The 17,552-nt window shown below is 34.4% G+C and carries 10 protein-coding genes; 7 read left to right on the forward strand and 3 right to left on the reverse strand.

The features are described from left to right. Together JM82_RS02180 and JM82_RS02185 are read left to right on the forward strand one after the other, a co-directional pair. Positions 1 to 1,521 carry an OmpP1/FadL family transporter gene (locus JM82_RS02180; protein ID WP_145000816.1) on the forward strand — a complete coding sequence of 507 codons (1,521 nt, stop codon included), beginning with the start codon at positions 1 to 3 and terminating at the stop codon, positions 1,519 to 1,521. A gap of 94 nt (positions 1,522 to 1,615) precedes the next feature. Continuing rightward, positions 1,616 to 1,798 carry a dodecin family protein gene (locus tag JM82_RS02185; RefSeq protein ID WP_409994618.1) on the forward strand — a complete coding sequence of 61 codons (183 nt, stop codon included), beginning with the start codon at positions 1,616 to 1,618 and terminating at the stop codon, positions 1,796 to 1,798. 82 nt (positions 1,799 to 1,880) lie between these two features. Here the strand turns inward: JM82_RS02185 and JM82_RS02190 are convergent, their stop codons facing one another. Further along, the gene (locus JM82_RS02190; RefSeq protein WP_261375258.1) at positions 1,881 to 9,266 is read right to left on the reverse strand and encodes a T9SS type B sorting domain-containing protein; all 7,386 of its coding nucleotides are present in this window, start codon (positions 9,264 to 9,266) and stop codon (positions 1,881 to 1,883) included. Between the two features lie 42 nt (positions 9,267 to 9,308). Then, positions 9,309 to 9,782 carry a hypothetical protein gene (locus tag JM82_RS02195; RefSeq protein WP_145000820.1) on the reverse strand — a complete coding sequence of 158 codons (474 nt, stop codon included), beginning with the start codon at positions 9,780 to 9,782 and terminating at the stop codon, positions 9,309 to 9,311. Between the two features lie 195 nt (positions 9,783 to 9,977). On the opposite strand from JM82_RS02195, the gene folE reads away from it, so the two are divergent. The 5 genes from folE to JM82_RS02220 all read left to right on the forward strand — a co-directional run bounded on the left by folE (position 9,978) and on the right by JM82_RS02220 (position 14,048). Further along, positions 9,978 to 10,655, forward strand: a complete 678-nt coding sequence (folE, locus tag JM82_RS02200; RefSeq protein WP_145000822.1) for a GTP cyclohydrolase I FolE — start codon at positions 9,978 to 9,980, stop codon at positions 10,653 to 10,655. Positions 10,656 to 10,665: 10 nt separating this feature from the next. After that, positions 10,666 to 12,150 (forward strand): cysteine--tRNA ligase, encoded by a 1,485-nt coding sequence (gene cysS, locus JM82_RS02205; protein WP_145000824.1) that lies wholly within the window; start codon positions 10,666 to 10,668, stop codon positions 12,148 to 12,150. A gap of 40 nt (positions 12,151 to 12,190) precedes the next feature. Beyond that, complete coding sequence (gene yidD, locus JM82_RS02210; protein ID WP_145000826.1) at positions 12,191 to 12,412, forward strand: membrane protein insertion efficiency factor YidD; 222 nt, start codon at positions 12,191 to 12,193, stop codon at positions 12,410 to 12,412. 200 nt (positions 12,413 to 12,612) lie between these two features. Continuing rightward, the gene (lgt, locus tag JM82_RS02215; RefSeq protein WP_145000829.1) at positions 12,613 to 13,542 is read left to right on the forward strand and encodes a prolipoprotein diacylglyceryl transferase; all 930 of its coding nucleotides are present in this window, start codon (positions 12,613 to 12,615) and stop codon (positions 13,540 to 13,542) included. After that, a complete protein-coding gene (locus JM82_RS02220) occupies positions 13,542 to 14,048 on the forward strand; it encodes a DUF192 domain-containing protein (protein ID WP_145000831.1) in 507 nt (168 codons plus the stop codon). Before lgt ends, JM82_RS02220 begins: the two co-directional genes overlap by 1 nt. Before the next feature lie 473 nt (positions 14,049 to 14,521). Here JM82_RS02220 and secDF read toward each other — a convergent pair whose 3' ends face one another. Next, positions 14,522 to 17,533 (reverse strand): protein translocase subunit SecDF, encoded by a 3,012-nt coding sequence (gene secDF / locus JM82_RS02225; protein WP_145000833.1) that lies wholly within the window; start codon positions 17,531 to 17,533, stop codon positions 14,522 to 14,524. Positions 17,534 to 17,552: the final 19 nt, after the last annotated feature.

Raw genomic sequence — 17,552 nt, forward strand, 5'->3', positions numbered from 1 at the left:
ATGAAAAAATTATTTATACTAGTCATAGGTGTTATATCTGTGTCTGTAAGTCAAGCTCAAAACATAAATGACGCATTAAGATACTCCAGTGGAGACATTAAAGGAACCGCAAGATTTCAAAGTATGAGTGGTGCTTTTGGAGCGCTTGGAGGAGACTTAAGTGCTTTTAGCGTAAACCCTGCAGGTTCTGCAGTATTTACAAGTAGTTACGCCTCTATATCTTTAGGTATTGAAAATAATGAAAACGACACTAATTACTTTAACGGAATGAATAATTCATCAAATTCTTCAGTTAACTTAAATCAAGGTGGTGGTGTTTTTATTTTCAAAAACACCAATGATAATTCTAAATGGAGAAAATTTTCATTAGGGATTAATTATGACATCTCTAAAAATTATGAGGATGATTGGAGAGCTAATGGAACTGGTAATACTAGTATTGGCCAATATTTTTTAGCTAATGCACAAGGGTTACGTTTGGATGAAATATCAGCATTTCCTGGTGAATCCACCACCGAAGCTTATGCCGAAATAGGTAGCGCTTATGGTTTTGATAATCAGCAAGCCTTTTTAGGGTATGACTCATACATCTTAGAGCCTGAAACTTTTGATGATGATAATCAAAACTACACAAGTAACATTAGAGGTAATTCATTTAAACAAGATTACAGCTATGCAGCAACAGGTTATAATGGTAAGATTAGTTTTAATGTTGGTACCCAATATGGTGATGACACTTATTTTGGATTAAACCTAAATTCGCACTTTTTAAATTACGAACGTTATACCAGTTTATACGAAACCAACTCAAATGAAAACTCTACTGTAAGAGACGTTTTATTTGACAATACACTATCTACAAATGGATCAGGTTTTTCTTTTCAATTAGGTGGTATCTTTAAATTAACAAATGAATTAAGAGCAGGTTTAACTTATGACTCGCCAACATGGATGAGTTTACAAGACGAAACAACCCAATATTTAGAAACTTTAGTTATTGATGATACAAATGGAGACTTTTATCAAGTTGTAGACCCAAACATTGTTAATATTTATGAAACCTATCGTTTACAAACACCTAGTAAAATTACAGGAAGTTTAGCTTACGTATTTGGCACAAAAGGTTTAATAAGCTTTGATTATTCTAGAAAAGATCATAGTAAAACAAAATTTAAGCCTACGTCAGACACTTACTTTAATTATCAAAACACATTGATTGAAAATGCATTAACTGCAGCCTCTACATATAAGATTGGTGCAGAATACAAACTAAACCAATTTAGCTTCAGAGGAGGTTATAGAATTGAAGAAAGTCCATATGCAGACAAAAACACTATTGGAGATTTAAAAGGCTATTCTCTAGGTTTAGGTTATAATTTTGGAAATACTAATTTGGATTTATCTTACAGCAAATCTCAACAAGATAGAAACTATCAATTATATGACACAGGACTTACTAACACTGTCGCGATAGACAATTCTAACTCAAATATTACATTAACATTAGGTTTTAAAATTTAAAACCCTTTACAAACTATATTTTAAAAACCTGAACTTAACGTTCAGGTTTTTTTTATGATTAATAACTTTTAAGTCTATTAAAAATTTAAATATTATGGAAGTATTATCAAACTCTGATAAAAGTTGGGAAGATGCAACTAAAAAAGCAGTAAAGCATGCGTCTAAAAGCGTTAAAAACATTAGATCTGTTTATGTACAAGATCAAAGTGCTAGCGTTAAAGATGGCGAAGTTGTAGACTTTAGAGTTAATCTTAAAATTACATTTGAGGTTAACTAACATCTTTTTTAAATATAGTATTATATAAAAAGCCTGAACAAATGTTCAGGCTTTTTTATTGGTGTTATTTAATCTTGCTTAATTACCTTTTTAAAGTAAAGTGGGCTTTAAATTGTTTTCTTGTATTTGAGGTATCGTTTGGCTCTCTATACTCAACCGTAAACCAGTAGTCACTAGTTGGCATTGGATTACCATTATACGTTCCATCCCATCCTAGTCCACTTGGGCTTAATTGTTTTAATAATTTACCGTAACGATCAAAGATGTATATCTCGGCATCTAATTGGTCTTCTATTCCGTAAATGTTCCAAGTGTCGTTAAACCCATCGTCATTTGGTGTAAAGAAATGTGGATAGTCCATTACCATTACTGGTATACTTGCTTCTCCACAGCCATTAATGTCTCTTACTGTTATTATATGCTCTCCTGCTCCTACGTCTGTAAACATATACATGCCATCATTTGGTGTATTTGTTTCCCATGGTCCATCGTCTATACTAAACTCGAAGATTGAAACGCCACTTCCTGTTGCTGTTACTGATATGTTATGTACTTCTGCAAAGGCTGCTGTGGTTACTTCTGCTGTGATTACTGGTGGCTCACTTTCTTCTACCGTTGCAGAGTCGTCATTAGTACATCCTGTAACTGCATCTGTTACTATTACTGTATACAAACCACCTTGTGTTGGTGTTAAGCTGCTTCCTGTTTCTCCTGGAAGGGTTACGCTTTCTAATTGCCACTCAAAAGTGTAGTCTGTCGTACTTAATCCTGTATCTAATACTGGTGTGTTTACCACTTCGGTTCCGTTTGTATTAACACATAATAAATAAGTGTCATCTAAATCAAACTCTGGTAATGGGTTAACTTGTAATGTGATTTCGGCAGTGTCATAACATACTGAGCTGTCTGCTTGATTATCTAACACGCCATCGCCATCAATATCTACTGCATCTGCGATACCATCGCCATCAATATCTACTTCATCAATTAAACCATCTGCATCTGTATCTGTTCCGTCTGATAGTCCATCGCCATCAACATCTATTAGGTCAAAAACGCCATCTAAATCGGTATCAATTGTATCAATCGTTCCGTCGCCATTAAAGTCTATTCCTGTTGTCCCTAATCCTGCTAGGTCGATAGCCAATGGTAATACAGTCATGGTATTGTTATCTACACGTACATAAATGACTTGTGGATTAACACTGTTTTCATATAAAAATGGTAACGCATCTGTTGCTGCATCGGCATCTGCTTGTGTGGCATAATAGCTTACAATGTAATTCGCTGGATCTTGTCCATCTAATACTTCTGGATTTAATGTTAATAAATCAAATTGTGCGCTATCATCAGTTGTGTCTCCATCGGTTTCCATATTGTCATCACATATCTGGTATACGATTGGTACTAAGTCTGGATTGGCTTGTGCTGCTTCCTGAACTTCGATATTAAATGTAGTGGTCGTATCACATCCTGTTAGGGTATTGGTAATGTTAACGTATATGGTTTGTGGGTTACTTGTATTGGTATATGGACTACTTAATGCATTCATTGCCATATCTGCTTCACCTTGTGTTTCATGATACGTTACAGTAAAGATTGTTCCGTCTTGTCCGTTTAGGATTTCTGGTGTTTTACTTTCTAAATCAAAGCCATATTGACCATCATTAAATAATTCGCAATAGATATAATCTTCTATTGGGCTAACCTCTGGTAATGGATTTACTGTAATGTCAAAACTTACTATAGTATAACATCCTGTTCCTCCTGTTCCTGAGGCATCTGTTCCGTTTGTTACACGCATGTAAATCGTCTGCGGATTGATTGCTACGCCTGGATTATCTGGATCTTCATTACTATGTGCTGTTGGATCTACTATTTGATTAGTTCCCATTAAGGCATCATCTAAATCCGTATAGTAACTTGCGCTTACGCCTAATTCTCCGTTTATTGTGGTTACTTCATTTGTGGTTAGGTCAAAGATTTCTATTAAATCATTTGGTCCTACAATATTCACATCATCACATAATTCTAAATCTGTAGGGTTTTGTAATGGTGTTGGGTTTGGTAACACACGGATGGTTAATGTTGTAAATGAGAAACATCCTGTATCTGCATCTGTGACTCTAACATAAACTGTTTGTGGGTTAGCTGGATTTGTTCCTACCATCATATTAGTATACATGGTTGGGTCTACTATTGGACTAACATCGGCTTGTGCATTGGCTTGTGTTTCGTAATAGGTTACAATCCAACTAGGATTACCTGCGGTAATTTCGTCGTTTTTAACCGTTAGGTCAAACGTTGCCATATCGTCATTGTTTTCGTAATAATCTGCATCTAACTCATCGCATATTGCTAATGGTGTTGGTTGCACAATTACTGGTGGAAACTCAACTCGGATTATAAATGAGCCTGTTGTAACACATCCATTTACGTTACCTTCTAATCTAACATAAATTGTCTGTGGGTTAGTAACATTAGTATAGTTACCTGTGTTAACTATTGGGCTAGTTCCGTTGTCTGCTGCTATTTGTGTGGTGTGGTACGTTAATGTAAAATCTGCTGGATCTTGTGTCCCTAAGATTTGTGGTGCCATTACTGTATCAAAATCAAATTGGCTAAACCCATCATCGTTATCATCACATACAATATAATCATCGATTACTACTGGTACTACTGGTGATGGTTGTACTTGTAATGGTAATACGACTATTGTAAAACATCCTGTGATATCATTTTCTGCACGCACATATATCATTTGCGTGTTTGCAACGATATTTGTGTATGGACTAACTAAGGCATTTAAATCGTTTGTCGCATCGGCTTGTGTTTCGTGATAACTGATGCTTACGTCTGGCTCTCCATTTAAGATCGTTGTTGTTTGACTGTCTAAATTAAAGGTTGTAAATCCGTCGTTATCGTCATCACATTCTATTAAAGCTACTGGACTTGCTTGTGGTGATGGGATAGGATTAACTCTTAAGTCTAATGTAATTGTGCTGACACAGCCTGTTACATTATCCACTGCTCTTACATAAACCGTTTGTGGGTTTACAATATTAGTGTATGGACTAAATATTTGGTCCGCTGCTGTAGCATTGTCTGCTCCGGATTGACTAATATAGTAGGTTAAGGTGATTCCGGTTTGTCCTGCTAGAATTTGTGCATTGGCATCTTCTAAATTAAAGGCTTCTACTTCGTCTCCTGGATTGTTATAATCACATAAGGCTATTGGATCAGGTTGTACTAATACTGGTAATGGGTTTACAATTAAATCCATTGGTGTTACTGTAGAACAGCCATTAGCGTTATCATCCACGCGTACCCAAATAATTTGTATATCTGCGGTTGTGTTTGTGTAAGCATTTGGTGTTGCTATTGCATTTGTTGGCACATTAGCGTTGGCTTCTGTTTCGTAAAATGTTATCGTATAATCTGCTGCTGCTAAATCGTTTGTTGTATCTGAATCTAACTGATTTAATATCTCTGGATTGTTTAATTCTAAATCAAAAATTGCAAAACCGTCTGCATCATTATCACAAACTTCTAAAGCACTTGGGTCTGTTATTTGTGGTGTTGGGTTTACTATTAAAACCAAGTCTACAAACGTTGCACAGTCTGTTGAGATTGTTGCACTTTCTACGCGTACATAAATAACCTGTGTATTTGCTACAATGTTATTATATGGACTAACTAATGGGTTTACGTTATTTGTCGCATCACTTGAGGTTTCGTGATAAGTAACCGTTAATCCTGGTGCGCCTCCTGTGATTTCTGCTGTAGCATCACTTAATGTGAAGACTCCAAAGCCATCACTGTCTGGATCACAATACTCTAAAGCGGTTGGTGTAAATGCTACTGGTGCTTGTACAACATCTAATTGTAAAGTCGTTGTTGTAAAACAGCTTGTAGTCACATCTTCTACTCTTACATAAACTATTTGTGGGTTAGAAATGTTTGTATATGGTATGGCTAATGGACTAGTTTCTGTTTCTGCATCTAATTGCGTTAGGTAATAACTTACCGCATAGTCTGGGTTACCTCCACTAATCTCATTGTTTTTAATACTTAAATCTATACTTGTAAATCCGTCTGGTGTACCATCATCACAAACTTCTAATGGTGTTGGTGTGATTGCTGTTGGTTGAGGAAAAGATGTAATAGATTGATTAGTTGTAGTCGGACAAGGTCCATTTGTAGTGTAATCAATGCTATAAGTTGTATTTGGATTACCTCCAGAAATTAAACCTGTAGCAGCATCTAACATAGCGCCATCACCTGCAGCTGGTGGTGTGTTAAATGTAAATATACCTCCTGATAAACCATCTACTGTCGCTATAGCACCATCACATGTTGGCACATAACTAAATGACGAGTCATCAGCAGCTAATACATTTAATACTTGTGTACTTGAATTGATACAAGCTCCAGCTGTTGTATATAATATAGTATAGCTTGCGCCTGGAGTTGCAAAAGTAACTGTTCCTGTAGCTGCATCAATAACTGCTGTATCTGTTACAGGAGTATCAAAAGAAAATGTTCCACCTGGAGTAGCTACAAAGTCAACAGTTCCACCATTACAATCAGCAATTAATGTAAATGCAGGATCGTCTTGATTTAAAACTGTAATATTTTGAAAACTATTATCTGGACAAGGTCCTGATGTAGTATATTCTACAGTATAAGTTACACCTGAAACTCCATTAGTTACCTCTCCCGTTACAGGATCGATAGACGCTCCGTCTGTAACAGCAGGATTAAATGTAAATATCCCTGCTACATCTCCAATAATGGTAGCAGTACCACCATCACAATTTTCAAAGACAGAGAATGTTGCATCTTCTGTTGGATAAACAGTAACATCTTGAGTAGAACTAGCAGAACAAACTCCTCCTGTAGTGTATTGCACAGTATAAGTTGTTCCTGGAACACCATTAGTAATAGTTCCTGTCGTTGGATCTATGGTTTCGGTTCCAGTTGGCACTGGGTTGAAAGCAAAAGTACCTCCTGTTGTCGCTATTGTATCTACCACTGCTCCATCACAAGTAGGCAACATTGTAAACGATGGATCATCAGTCGCTAGCATTGTTAATGACTGATCTGTAGATGAAGGACAAATCCCTGTAGTAGTATATTGAATAGTATAGTTTGTACCTACAACTCCGTTAGTTACTTCTCCTGTTGCGGGATCTATTGTTGCTCCATCTGCTAAATCAGGATTGAATGAAAATGTCCCTCCTGTTGTTACAACAGCAGTAACTGTACCTCCATCACATGTTGGATCTATAGTAAAAGAAGAATCATCAACAGCATTAACAATCAAGTTAAAAACTGGTAAAGGAGAAGCTATATAACACGCATCGTCTCCAATTACTTGAACTCTTACGTATATAGGCTGTGGGTTAACTGTATTTGTATAGTCACTAACTAAAGCTGTACTTGCTATTCCAGCATCTGCATCTGCAAATGACAAATAATAAGTTACCACAAAACTAGCAGGTGATTGAGTACCTAATATAGCAGCATTTTGACTTTCTAAATCAAAAGGCTCAAAACCATCATTTGAAGCATCATCACAAACCTCCATATCTGGAGCTGGATTTATGGTTGGTTGTGTTGTAATATTTAGTGTAAAAGATTCTACTTCATAACATCCTGAACTCAAATATTCAACTCTTACATAAACAGTTTGAGGCACTCCTAAAACTGCAGACGAAGTATAGTTAGTTGGCGTTGCAATTGCTGCTGTGCCAGCCTCTGCATCTGCAAGCGTTTCATAATAAGTAATTACTAAGTCACCAGGAATAGCAGATGGACCTGTTATAGCTGAATCATTTTCAGTTAGATCAAAAATATATGGTGGTGCTCCAGGATTACATAAAAACAAATCGTTTGGTAAACCATTATCAATTTCTGGTAAAACATCAATACACACTACTTCTGTATATTCGCAACCAAAGTCATCTGTTGTTCTATAAGTATAACAATGTGTTCCAGCGGTTGTTGGTTGAACAGTAATATCATTTCCTGTCGTACTTGTTATCGATGGATCTGCATCCCAAGCTTCAGAGACTGTTACTGGAGTAAACGATAATTCTGGAGGTTGTAAAGCTGGATCAAATTCAATTCCCCAAGAAAATATGTAACCATTATCAACATTTAAATTATCAATAATTTGAATACACCAATCTCCATTTAATGGACTACCTAATAAGGTATTTAAAGAGCCTTCAGGAAGATAAGTACCTGGTGTATATGATGCTCCTGGAGGATTAGATCCCGCAGTTATTGTTGGTGCGTTTTCCAAAATAACCGTACCACTTGCAGAAAAACAATAATCTGCTCCAACACCTGGTGTTACTGAGCCATCATCATTAGCACCTCCAAGATAAGTACCACCTCCTCCTGGATATTCTTTTAAAACAGCTATTTGTCCTGTTGGACTAATAATATTAATATCTAAATCTCCTGCAAAAGAGTGTTCCATATTTACACATATAGAAACAATTTGATTTATATCTGTTAAGGTCTGACCTGAGTCATAGCAATCTACTGTAACACAAGTTTGATAAACAGCTCCTCCACCATCAGGTAAAAAAGTTGTACCACTGATAGGTGGTGTACAATCATTAATAAACTCGGTCGGAGTTACAACACCATTTAGTGTTGTTGAATCTCCAAAACAGATAACACTATCAACAGCTTGTGTACCTGTAAAATCTGGCTCTGTACCAACCTGAACAACTTGGTTGATCAAATTAGTGTTAGAACAACCTGCAGGATCTGGATCTGTGTTTGTATCAGTTACATTTAAATTGACAATGTAAACTCCAGGTGTTGCATATGAAAAGGTTGCATTTTCTCCACTAATAAAATTACCGTCTCCTAAATCCCACTCGTACGTAGCACCTGTTCCATCATTTGAAAAAGTTGCACTTCCGTTTAATGTAATATCTTCACCTGGACATACCCAAATATAACCATCTCCATTTGGAGCTGGCGTTGCACTATCTATTTGAGACACTATAGTTTGACAAGGCTCGTAACAAGCAACTGTCGCTGCCCAACCGGAAGTATTTGCACTTCCATCAGAGGTAAACTCTATTGTTAAACATCCTGTTGGGTTAGTTGGAGTTGCAGAGAACATTCCCGGATTTGCTGCTGCTCCACCTCCAGAAAATGTTCCAAAAGCGTTTGCAGTATTATCATCTCCATCATATATTGTCAACTCATCTGCATTTAATTGTGTACTAAAAGCAGTAAAATCTAATTGCACTTGTTGTCCAGGAGAATCTGGACAAATTGTTAAAATAAAACTTTCTCCATCTGCATAATTTGCAGAAGGTCCTCCTGAATCATAAAAAACGCCACCACATTGACTGACAGTTGTTGTTTGCATTAAAATATCCTGAGAGAAGGATATAAACGAATTTAAAAATAATAGTGCTAGTAAAAATTTTTTCATTGGTATGTGTTTAAAATACAACGTTAAAAAAAAACGTAAATATTATTTTTTATAGGTTTGTGGTTTAATAATTATAAAAAAATTGGTTCCGTCTATCTTGTATATAATAGATCCCATTCTGTAAAACTCTAAATTATACTTTAAAGGATTAAAAGTACTTTTATTAAAAGCTACATCTCTTTTAAGGCTTGGATTATAAATATCAAATAACTCAACTTCTGATAAAAGTGTATACTTATCATCATCCTTTAAATTTGTAATTTCTTTAATTACAATTCTATTACGTAAAAGGTGCTTTAAGTTTTTTACTTTTTGAGGCTTACTTAATACGTATGCATCTAATTTATCTTGATACACTTCCTTTATCATTGACAACTCTTGAGCTGTTAATGGTGCATCTACATTTTTACCAAATTTAACTAATTGCGTATTTTGGTTTTTCTGATTTTGAGCTATTCCGTTTTGTGCAAACATCACAAATCCAAATAAAAGGGGTAAGAAGATTCTAAGAGTCATTGTTTATAAGATAAAATTAAGTGGGAAAATTAAGAAAATTTTAATAAAGTAAATGTTAATATGGGTATCTAATTCTGTTTTTTATGATTTATAATAGTATAACAGTTATAATTAATAAATACCTACCCTTATTCAAATTTATTTATTGTTTATCTTTGCAAACTATTTTAAACACCTTTTACAGACTTTATTTAAATGAAGATTGATAACAATATAGATAATACAGATGCTATCGGAGAAAACCACATTAGCACTAATCACGATACGCCTTTAAGAGCTGATGCTTTTGAATTATCAGACGCTGATAAAATTGATAGCATAAAAAAAGACGTAACAAATATTTTACAAACATTAGGTTTAGATCTTACTGACGACAGTTTAAAAGGAACACCTAATCGTGTAGCTAAGATGTTTGTTAACGAAATTTTTGGTGGGCTTCACCCTGACAAAAAGCCAAAAGCTTCAACTTTTGATAATAAATACCAATATGGCGAAATGCTTGTAGAAAAAAACATTACTGTTTATTCTACCTGTGAGCATCACTTACTACCAATAGTAGGTCGTGCACACGTAGCATACATATCTAACGGAACCGTTGTTGGTTTATCTAAAATGAATCGTATTGTAGATTATTATGCTAAACGACCTCAAGTACAAGAGCGTTTAACAATCCAGATAGTAAAAGAGTTACAAAAAGCTTTAGGCACAGATGACGTTGCTTGCGTTATCGATGCTAAGCACTTATGTGTAAATTCTAGAGGAATTAGAGATATTGAAAGCAGTACAGTAACCTCAGAATTTGGAGGACAATTTAAAAAGAAAGCAACAAGACGCGAATTTTTAGATTACATCAACTTAGAAACAAAATTTTAGAAAAACAGTAATGGAACTTTACAAACAACAACACATAAAAATATATAATTCGCTTTCTGGCGAAAAAGAGAATTTTAAAGCTATTAACGATGGTTATGTTGGTATGTACGTTTGTGGTCCTACTGTATATAGTAATGTACATTTAGGTAATGTCAGAACATTTATGTCTTTTGATGTTATTTTTAGATACCTTAAACACTTAGGATATAAAGTACGTTATGTTAGAAACATAACCGACGCTGGACATTTAGAAAATGATGCAGATGTTGGAGAGGACAGAATTGCGAAAAAAGCAAGACTAGAAGAGATTGAGCCAATGGAAGTCGTGCAACGTTACACAGTAGATTTTCATAATATATTAAACACCTTCAATTTTCTTCCTCCAAGTATAGAGCCTACAGCTACTGGACATATTATTGAGCAAATAGAACTAATAAAAACCATCATAGATAATGGTTTTGGATATGAAGTAAATGGCTCTGTATATTTTGATGTCCATAAATATAACCAAACTAATAATTACGGAATTTTAAGTAAGCGTAAGCTAGAAGACTTAATCCATAATACCAGAGAACTAGAAGGACAATCAGACAAGAAAAATCCTCAAGATTTTGCACTTTGGAAAAAAGCCGAACCAACACATATCATGCGTTGGCCTTCTCCTTGGAGCGATGGATTTCCTGGATGGCATCTAGAATGTACAGCAATGAGCACTAAATACTTGGGAGAGCATTTTGACATACATGGTGGCGGAATGGATTTAAAATTCCCTCATCACGAATGTGAGATTGCACAAAACCAAGCAGCCAAAGGAAAAACACCTGTTAACTATTGGATGCATGCCAACATGCTAATCATGAACGGTAAAAAAATGGCAAAATCTACAGGTAACTTTATATTACCAACCGAGATTTTTACGGGTGAAAACAAAAACATCACCAAAGCATTTACACCAAGTGTCGCTAGATTTTTTATGCTTCAAGCACATTACAGAAGTATTTTAGATTTTACAAATGATGGCTTATTAGCTAGCGAGAAAGGCTACAACAGATTAATGGAGGCTATAAGTCAATTAGAAGATTTAAAAACATCAGACAATACAACGTTAAACATTGCTGCATGGACGCAAAAATGTTACGATGCCATGAATGACGATTTTAATACACCTATTCTAATTGCTAATTTATTTGAAGCAGTAAAATACATCAACCAAATAAAAGAAGGCACAGAAACTATTACTACAAAAGATTTAGAAGATTTTAAAAACACAATCAACGCTTTTGTATACGATATATTAGGATTAAAAAATGACAAAACTAATGCTGCAAACGGAACAGATAAACTATCTGGAGCAGTGCAATTATTAATAAAACTACGTCAAGAAGCCAGAATCAATAAAGATTTTGCACTATCAGATCAAATCAGAGACGAACTAGCAGAAGCTGGCATACAACTTAACGATGGTAAGGAAGGCACAACCTTTTCTACCAATTAAAACTAATTAAGTCCTTTCGGTAAGAGAGGACTTTTTTATTATGAAAAAGATAATCTTAGCTCCATTTCTATTTTTAATCAAGGTTTATCAAACCCTAATTTCTCCATTTACACCAGCCACTTGCAGGTACCAACCAACCTGCTCACATTACACCAAAGAAGCCCTATTAAAACACGGTTTATTAAAAGGACTAAAACTAAGCATTAAACGTATTTTAAGTTGCCATCCTTGGGGAGGAAGCGGTTATGATCCAGTACCATAATTACATTTATTTTTAATTTGGGCGTTTTAACAGGCTGTCCGTTATATCTTTTTTAAGAAAAATAAAAAAGGATGCCACTTCCATCCCTAACGCACTTGCGCCAAAAATTAGTACAAACATTAATTTATTGCTAAACCTTTGTCAAGTAATTCTAATAAATAAAGCATAAATACTATATTTACACTTACAAAAATTAAACTATGTACTTACTTAAATTCGATTGGAATCCTTTAACTGGAATCGATATTATCGGAAATTTTAAAATTCATTTTTACAGTGTCATGTGGATTGCTGCGTTTGTTATTGGACATGCCATAATGAAACGTATTTTTAAACGCGAAAAAATAAATATTGAATTTTTAGACCCATTATTTATTTACACTGTTTTAGCAACCATGTTAGGTGCACGTTTAGGACATGTCATTTTTTACCAACCAGAACTAATTACCCAAGACCCATTAAGTGTTTTATTACCCTTTAAATTTAATGGTGGATTCGAGTTTACCGGTTTTCAAGGATTAGCCAGTCATGGTGCTGCAATTGGTATAATCATAGGAATGATATTATATCGTCGCAAATACAACTACAAATCCTTAATGTGGATTTTAGATCGCATTGTAATACCTGTAGCGTCTGGAGCAGTTTTTATTAGAATAGGTAACTTTATAAATTCCGAAATTATTGGAAAAGTAACAGACTCTGATTTAGGTGTTAGATTTGTGCAAGAGTATTATAATAAGTATGAAATTGTACAAAAAACTGGAATTAAAGACGTAAAAAAAGCATACGCATCTATAACAGACAATCCAAATATGTCAGAGTTATTAAACGCTATACCTTATAGACATGCTGCACAGTTATATGAGTCGTTTTGCTACATATTTGTTTTTTTAATTTTATGGTTTATATACACTAAAACAACTAAAAAAGATCAAACAGGATTTTTATTCGGATTATTTTTAATACTACTATGGAGTGTTAGATTTTTTGTCGAGTTTGTTAAAGAGCCACAAGGAGAAGAGTTTATTAATTGGTTTGGACTTAACACAGGACAATGGTTAAGTATCCCATTTATATTAATTGGATTATATTTTATGTTTTTATTTAAACCAAAAACAAGTATCAAATAATGAGAAATTTAAAAAACTATACGACTATACTTTTTAGCTTAGTTTTACTTGTAAGCATTACGTCTTGTAAAAAAGAAAAGGAAGCTATTGCTCCTGTTGAAGTAAACTTTAAAAAGGAAGGAGAGTTAACTTTGTTTAAAGGGACTACAGATACTATTATTAAGGTTTTTAACATAGAGGTTGCTAAAACAGATTACGAAATCCAAACAGGCTTGATTTATCGTGATAGTATGAAAGATGATCAAGGTATGTTGTTTGCTTTTAATGACGTACAAATGCGATCATTTTACATGAAAAACACGCGTATACCATTGGACCTTATCTTTTTTGATCATAATAAAACTATTGTTAGTTTTCAGGAAAACGCAAAACCAATGGATCAAAGCAGCTTACCATCTAATACTCCTGCACAATTTGTGCTAGAGGTTAATGCAGGAACAGCACAAAAACTTTTACTTGACGTAGGAGATAAAATGGACTACTTTGAGTACATGTTAGAAAAATAAAACCATTATTTATAGATATAAAAAGCCTAATTGTAAAAGTTACAATTAGGCTTTTTTTTGTGCTAATATTTTAGGTTATAAGTTATTACATTAATAACCACATCTATTTAATGCATGACTAATACTATACAAACTAATTACGCATGATAGTACTTAAGACTCTTAGTGGTTTAAAGCTTTAATTGATAATATACTTATAGCTTAGTCATTAGTTTAAACTTTAGTATTGGCTTAATGTAAGGTCTGCGTTTGCGTTAAGGATTGATGTGGAAATCCTTTTTGTGAGGCACGAGCAAAAAGATTGTAACGGAAAGCCTGACGTACTTTTGCTACTAAAAGCAAAAGTAGGTAACGCCCTAAAAAATCATAGTGATTGATTTAAAAAGAGTGCTTAACTCTACTGGCAATGATACAAAACAAAAAAGCCTTTCTAAATTAATAGAAAGGCTTTTTATATTGGGTTTAGTTTATGACTACTTTACTACTGTTTCGTCAACTACTACTTCTTTCTTTTTTAATGCGTCTGCTGCATTTCCTTTTTTAACAAAGTCAAACATGATTGGCGTTGCTATAAATAAAGATGAGTACGTACCTACTACTACACCAATGATTAAGGCAAACATAAATCCTCTGATTGAGTCTCCACCAAAAATAAAGATTGCTAATAATACTACTAAAGTAGTTAAAGACGTATTTAACGTACGACTTAAAGTACTACTTAATGAGGTATCAATTACTTTACTAAATGGCCAGTCTGTGTGCTCGTTAAAAAACTCACGAATTCTGTCAAATACTACAACCGTATCATTTAATGAGTATCCAATTACTGTAAGGATTGCTGCAATAAATGCTTGGTCAATTTCCATTGAAAATGGCATAAACTTGTATGTTAAAGAGAATACTCCTAATACGATGATAACATCATGGAATACTGCTGCTACTGCACCAAGTGAGAATTGCCATCTCTTGAAACGGAATAAGATGTATAAGAACACGACTACTAATGACCCTAAGACTGCCCAGAAAGAGGCTTGCTTAATATCATCTGCAATTGATGGACTTACTTTGTATTGATCCATAATCCCTACTTGCTTGTTAGCTTTAGATAGGTCTTTAAAATCTTCAAACGATACTCCTTTTAAGTAAGGTTGTAATGCATCGTACATTTTAACTCTGACTTCTTCGTCAATTTCGTTTGCTGTTTCGTTAATCTTATACTTAGTCGAAATTTTTAAGTTATTCTCGTCTCCAACAGTTTTTACTGTCGCACTTCCAAATACCTCTTGAGAGGCTAAAAGACCTTCAATCTCTACTGCACTTACTGGCTCTGCAAATCTAACTTGTGTTGTACGTCCTCCAACAAAGTCAATACCTTGATCTAATCCGTTTGTAAATAAAGATCCTAAACTTACTACTAATGCTACTGCAGAAATAATGTAAGCTACTTTGCGTTTTGTAAGGAACGCGATATTAATGTTTCTGAATAAGTTTTTAGTTAATCCAGTTGAGAAGTCTAATTTACCACCTCTGTTAGCATACCAATCTACTAGTAATCTAGTGATAAAGATTGCTGTAAATAAAGATGTACCAATACCTATTAATAAAGTAGTTGCAAATCCTTTAATTGGTCCTGTACCAAAAACAAATAAGATTAATGCAGTTAAACCTGTTGTAATGTTGGCATCCAAAATAGATGATAATGCATTACTAAATCCATCTTGAATTGCTGACTTCTGGTCTTTTCCTTTTGATAGTTCTTCCCTGATACGCTCAAAGATAAGTACGTTTGCATCCACAGACATACCAATTGTTAAAACGATACCTGCAATACCTGGAAGTGTTAACACTGCTCCAATACCTGATAATACTCCAAAAATTAATAAGATGTTAAATAACATTGCGATGTCTGCAAATAAACCTGCTTTACCGTAGTAAAATGCCATCCAAATTAAAACTAATGCTAATGCAATACCAAATGACATTGTACCACTTTCAATAGCTTCTTGACCTAATGAAGGTCCAACTATACTACTTTGAATAATCTCTGCACGAGCTGGTAATTTACCTGCACGTAACACGTTTGCTAAATCCGTAGCCTCACTTAATTTAAAGCTTCCAGAAATCTCTGTGCTACCTCCTGCAATTGGTCCAGAAGATGATGTAGGTGCAGAATATACTGTGTTATCTAAAACAACAGCAATTTGACTTTGAGTTTTAAAAGCATCACCTGTCATTTTCTCCCAGATTTTTGCTCCTTTACTATTCATTTGCATGCTAACTACAACCTTGTTTGCTTGGTTGTAAGATTGACGAGCATCTGTAACTACTGCTCCATTTAATGGTGGCTCATTATCTCTGTTTCCATTTAATACAAATAGGTCTACTAACTCACTGTCTTCAGCTGGCTTACCAAATAAAAACTTAGTATATTTTAATTCTGATGGTAATAATGCCACAACTTCTGGCATAGCTAAATAGCTTAATACTTTGTCTTTATCTTCAATATTAAACTGCGCCAAAGTTGCTCCAAAACCAGGACCTGCAATTAGATCTAATAATGGGTTAACTTCATTTACTGTTTCGTTTTCTTCACCTGTAAGCGCAGCGATAGCTTTCTCTTCATCAGTCATTTCTGTGTCTGCAGCAGGAGTTTCTCCTTCTGTAGTTTTAGTTTCAAGCTTTGCTTTTAATACATCGTTAGCTTGAACTAAAAATTGATTAAACTGCTCTGCTTTTAATCCTTCCCAAAACTCTAATTGAGCAGTAGTTGTAATTAACTCTGTAGCACGTGCTACGTCTCTAACACCTGGTAATTCTAATAATACACGTCCAGAGTTACCTAAACGTTGGATGTTTGGAGATGTTACACCAAACTCGTCAATACGCTTACGTAATACTTCAAAAGCAGAAACGATAGACTCGTCTACTTTAGTTGCTAATACAGCTTTAGCATCACTATCAGACATGTTTAAATCAATCTCACCAACTAAAGATCTGTTAGCAAAAATATCTGGAGATGCTAATTTTTTATCTCCTTTGATTGCATCAAAAGCAGTAAAGAAGTCATCTAAATATGTATTTTGACTATCTTTTTGCATTTCGTCAGCATCATCTAATGCTTTTCTAAATGTAGGATCCTTACTCTCGTTAGATAATCCCATTAATAAATCTCTTACAGAGATTTGAAGTATTGCTTCTAAACCTCCTCTAAGGTCTAGACCTAACTTCATTGAGTTTTGCTTAACGTCTCCATAAGTGTTTCCTAAAAATACACTTTCTTTTGATGTTGCTAACGAATCTAAATACTTAGTAGCATACTCGCTTACTTGGTTTTTACGGTCATCTGCTGAAGCGTCAATTTTGCTTTCAGCTACTTGTGCTGCATTGTTTTCAATCGCATTATTTTTAAATGTGAAAGACAATTGGTAAATACTTACCAATCCAAACAATACTGCAAATAGTTTTACTAATCCTTTATTTTGCATGGTTTTGTTTATTTAATCA

It is taken from the genome of Olleya sp. Hel_I_94 (assembly GCF_007827365.1).
In the GTDB taxonomy this organism is placed as follows: domain Bacteria; phylum Bacteroidota; class Bacteroidia; order Flavobacteriales; family Flavobacteriaceae; genus Olleya.

What these genes read in the sequence shown, in the direction of transcription:
- JM82_RS02180 (WP_145000816.1), top strand. Translation starts at nt 1, where the DNA reads ATGAAAAAATTATTTATACTAGTCATAGGTGTTATATCTGTGTCTGTA.
- JM82_RS02185 (WP_409994618.1), top strand. Translation starts at nt 1,616, where the DNA reads ATGGAAGTATTATCAAACTCTGATAAAAGTTGGGAAGATGCAACTAAA.
- JM82_RS02190 (WP_261375258.1), bottom strand. Translation starts at nt 9,266, where the DNA reads ATGAAAAAATTTTTACTAGCACTATTATTTTTAAATTCGTTTATATCC.
- JM82_RS02195 (WP_145000820.1), bottom strand. Translation starts at nt 9,782, where the DNA reads ATGACTCTTAGAATCTTCTTACCCCTTTTATTTGGATTTGTGATGTTT.
- folE (WP_145000822.1), top strand. Translation starts at nt 9,978, where the DNA reads ATGAAGATTGATAACAATATAGATAATACAGATGCTATCGGAGAAAAC.
- cysS (WP_145000824.1), top strand. Translation starts at nt 10,666, where the DNA reads ATGGAACTTTACAAACAACAACACATAAAAATATATAATTCGCTTTCT.
- yidD (WP_145000826.1), top strand. Translation starts at nt 12,191, where the DNA reads ATGAAAAAGATAATCTTAGCTCCATTTCTATTTTTAATCAAGGTTTAT.
- lgt (WP_145000829.1), top strand. Translation starts at nt 12,613, where the DNA reads ATGTACTTACTTAAATTCGATTGGAATCCTTTAACTGGAATCGATATT.
- JM82_RS02220 (WP_145000831.1), top strand. Translation starts at nt 13,542, where the DNA reads ATGAGAAATTTAAAAAACTATACGACTATACTTTTTAGCTTAGTTTTA.
- secDF (WP_145000833.1), bottom strand. Translation starts at nt 17,533, where the DNA reads ATGCAAAATAAAGGATTAGTAAAACTATTTGCAGTATTGTTTGGATTG.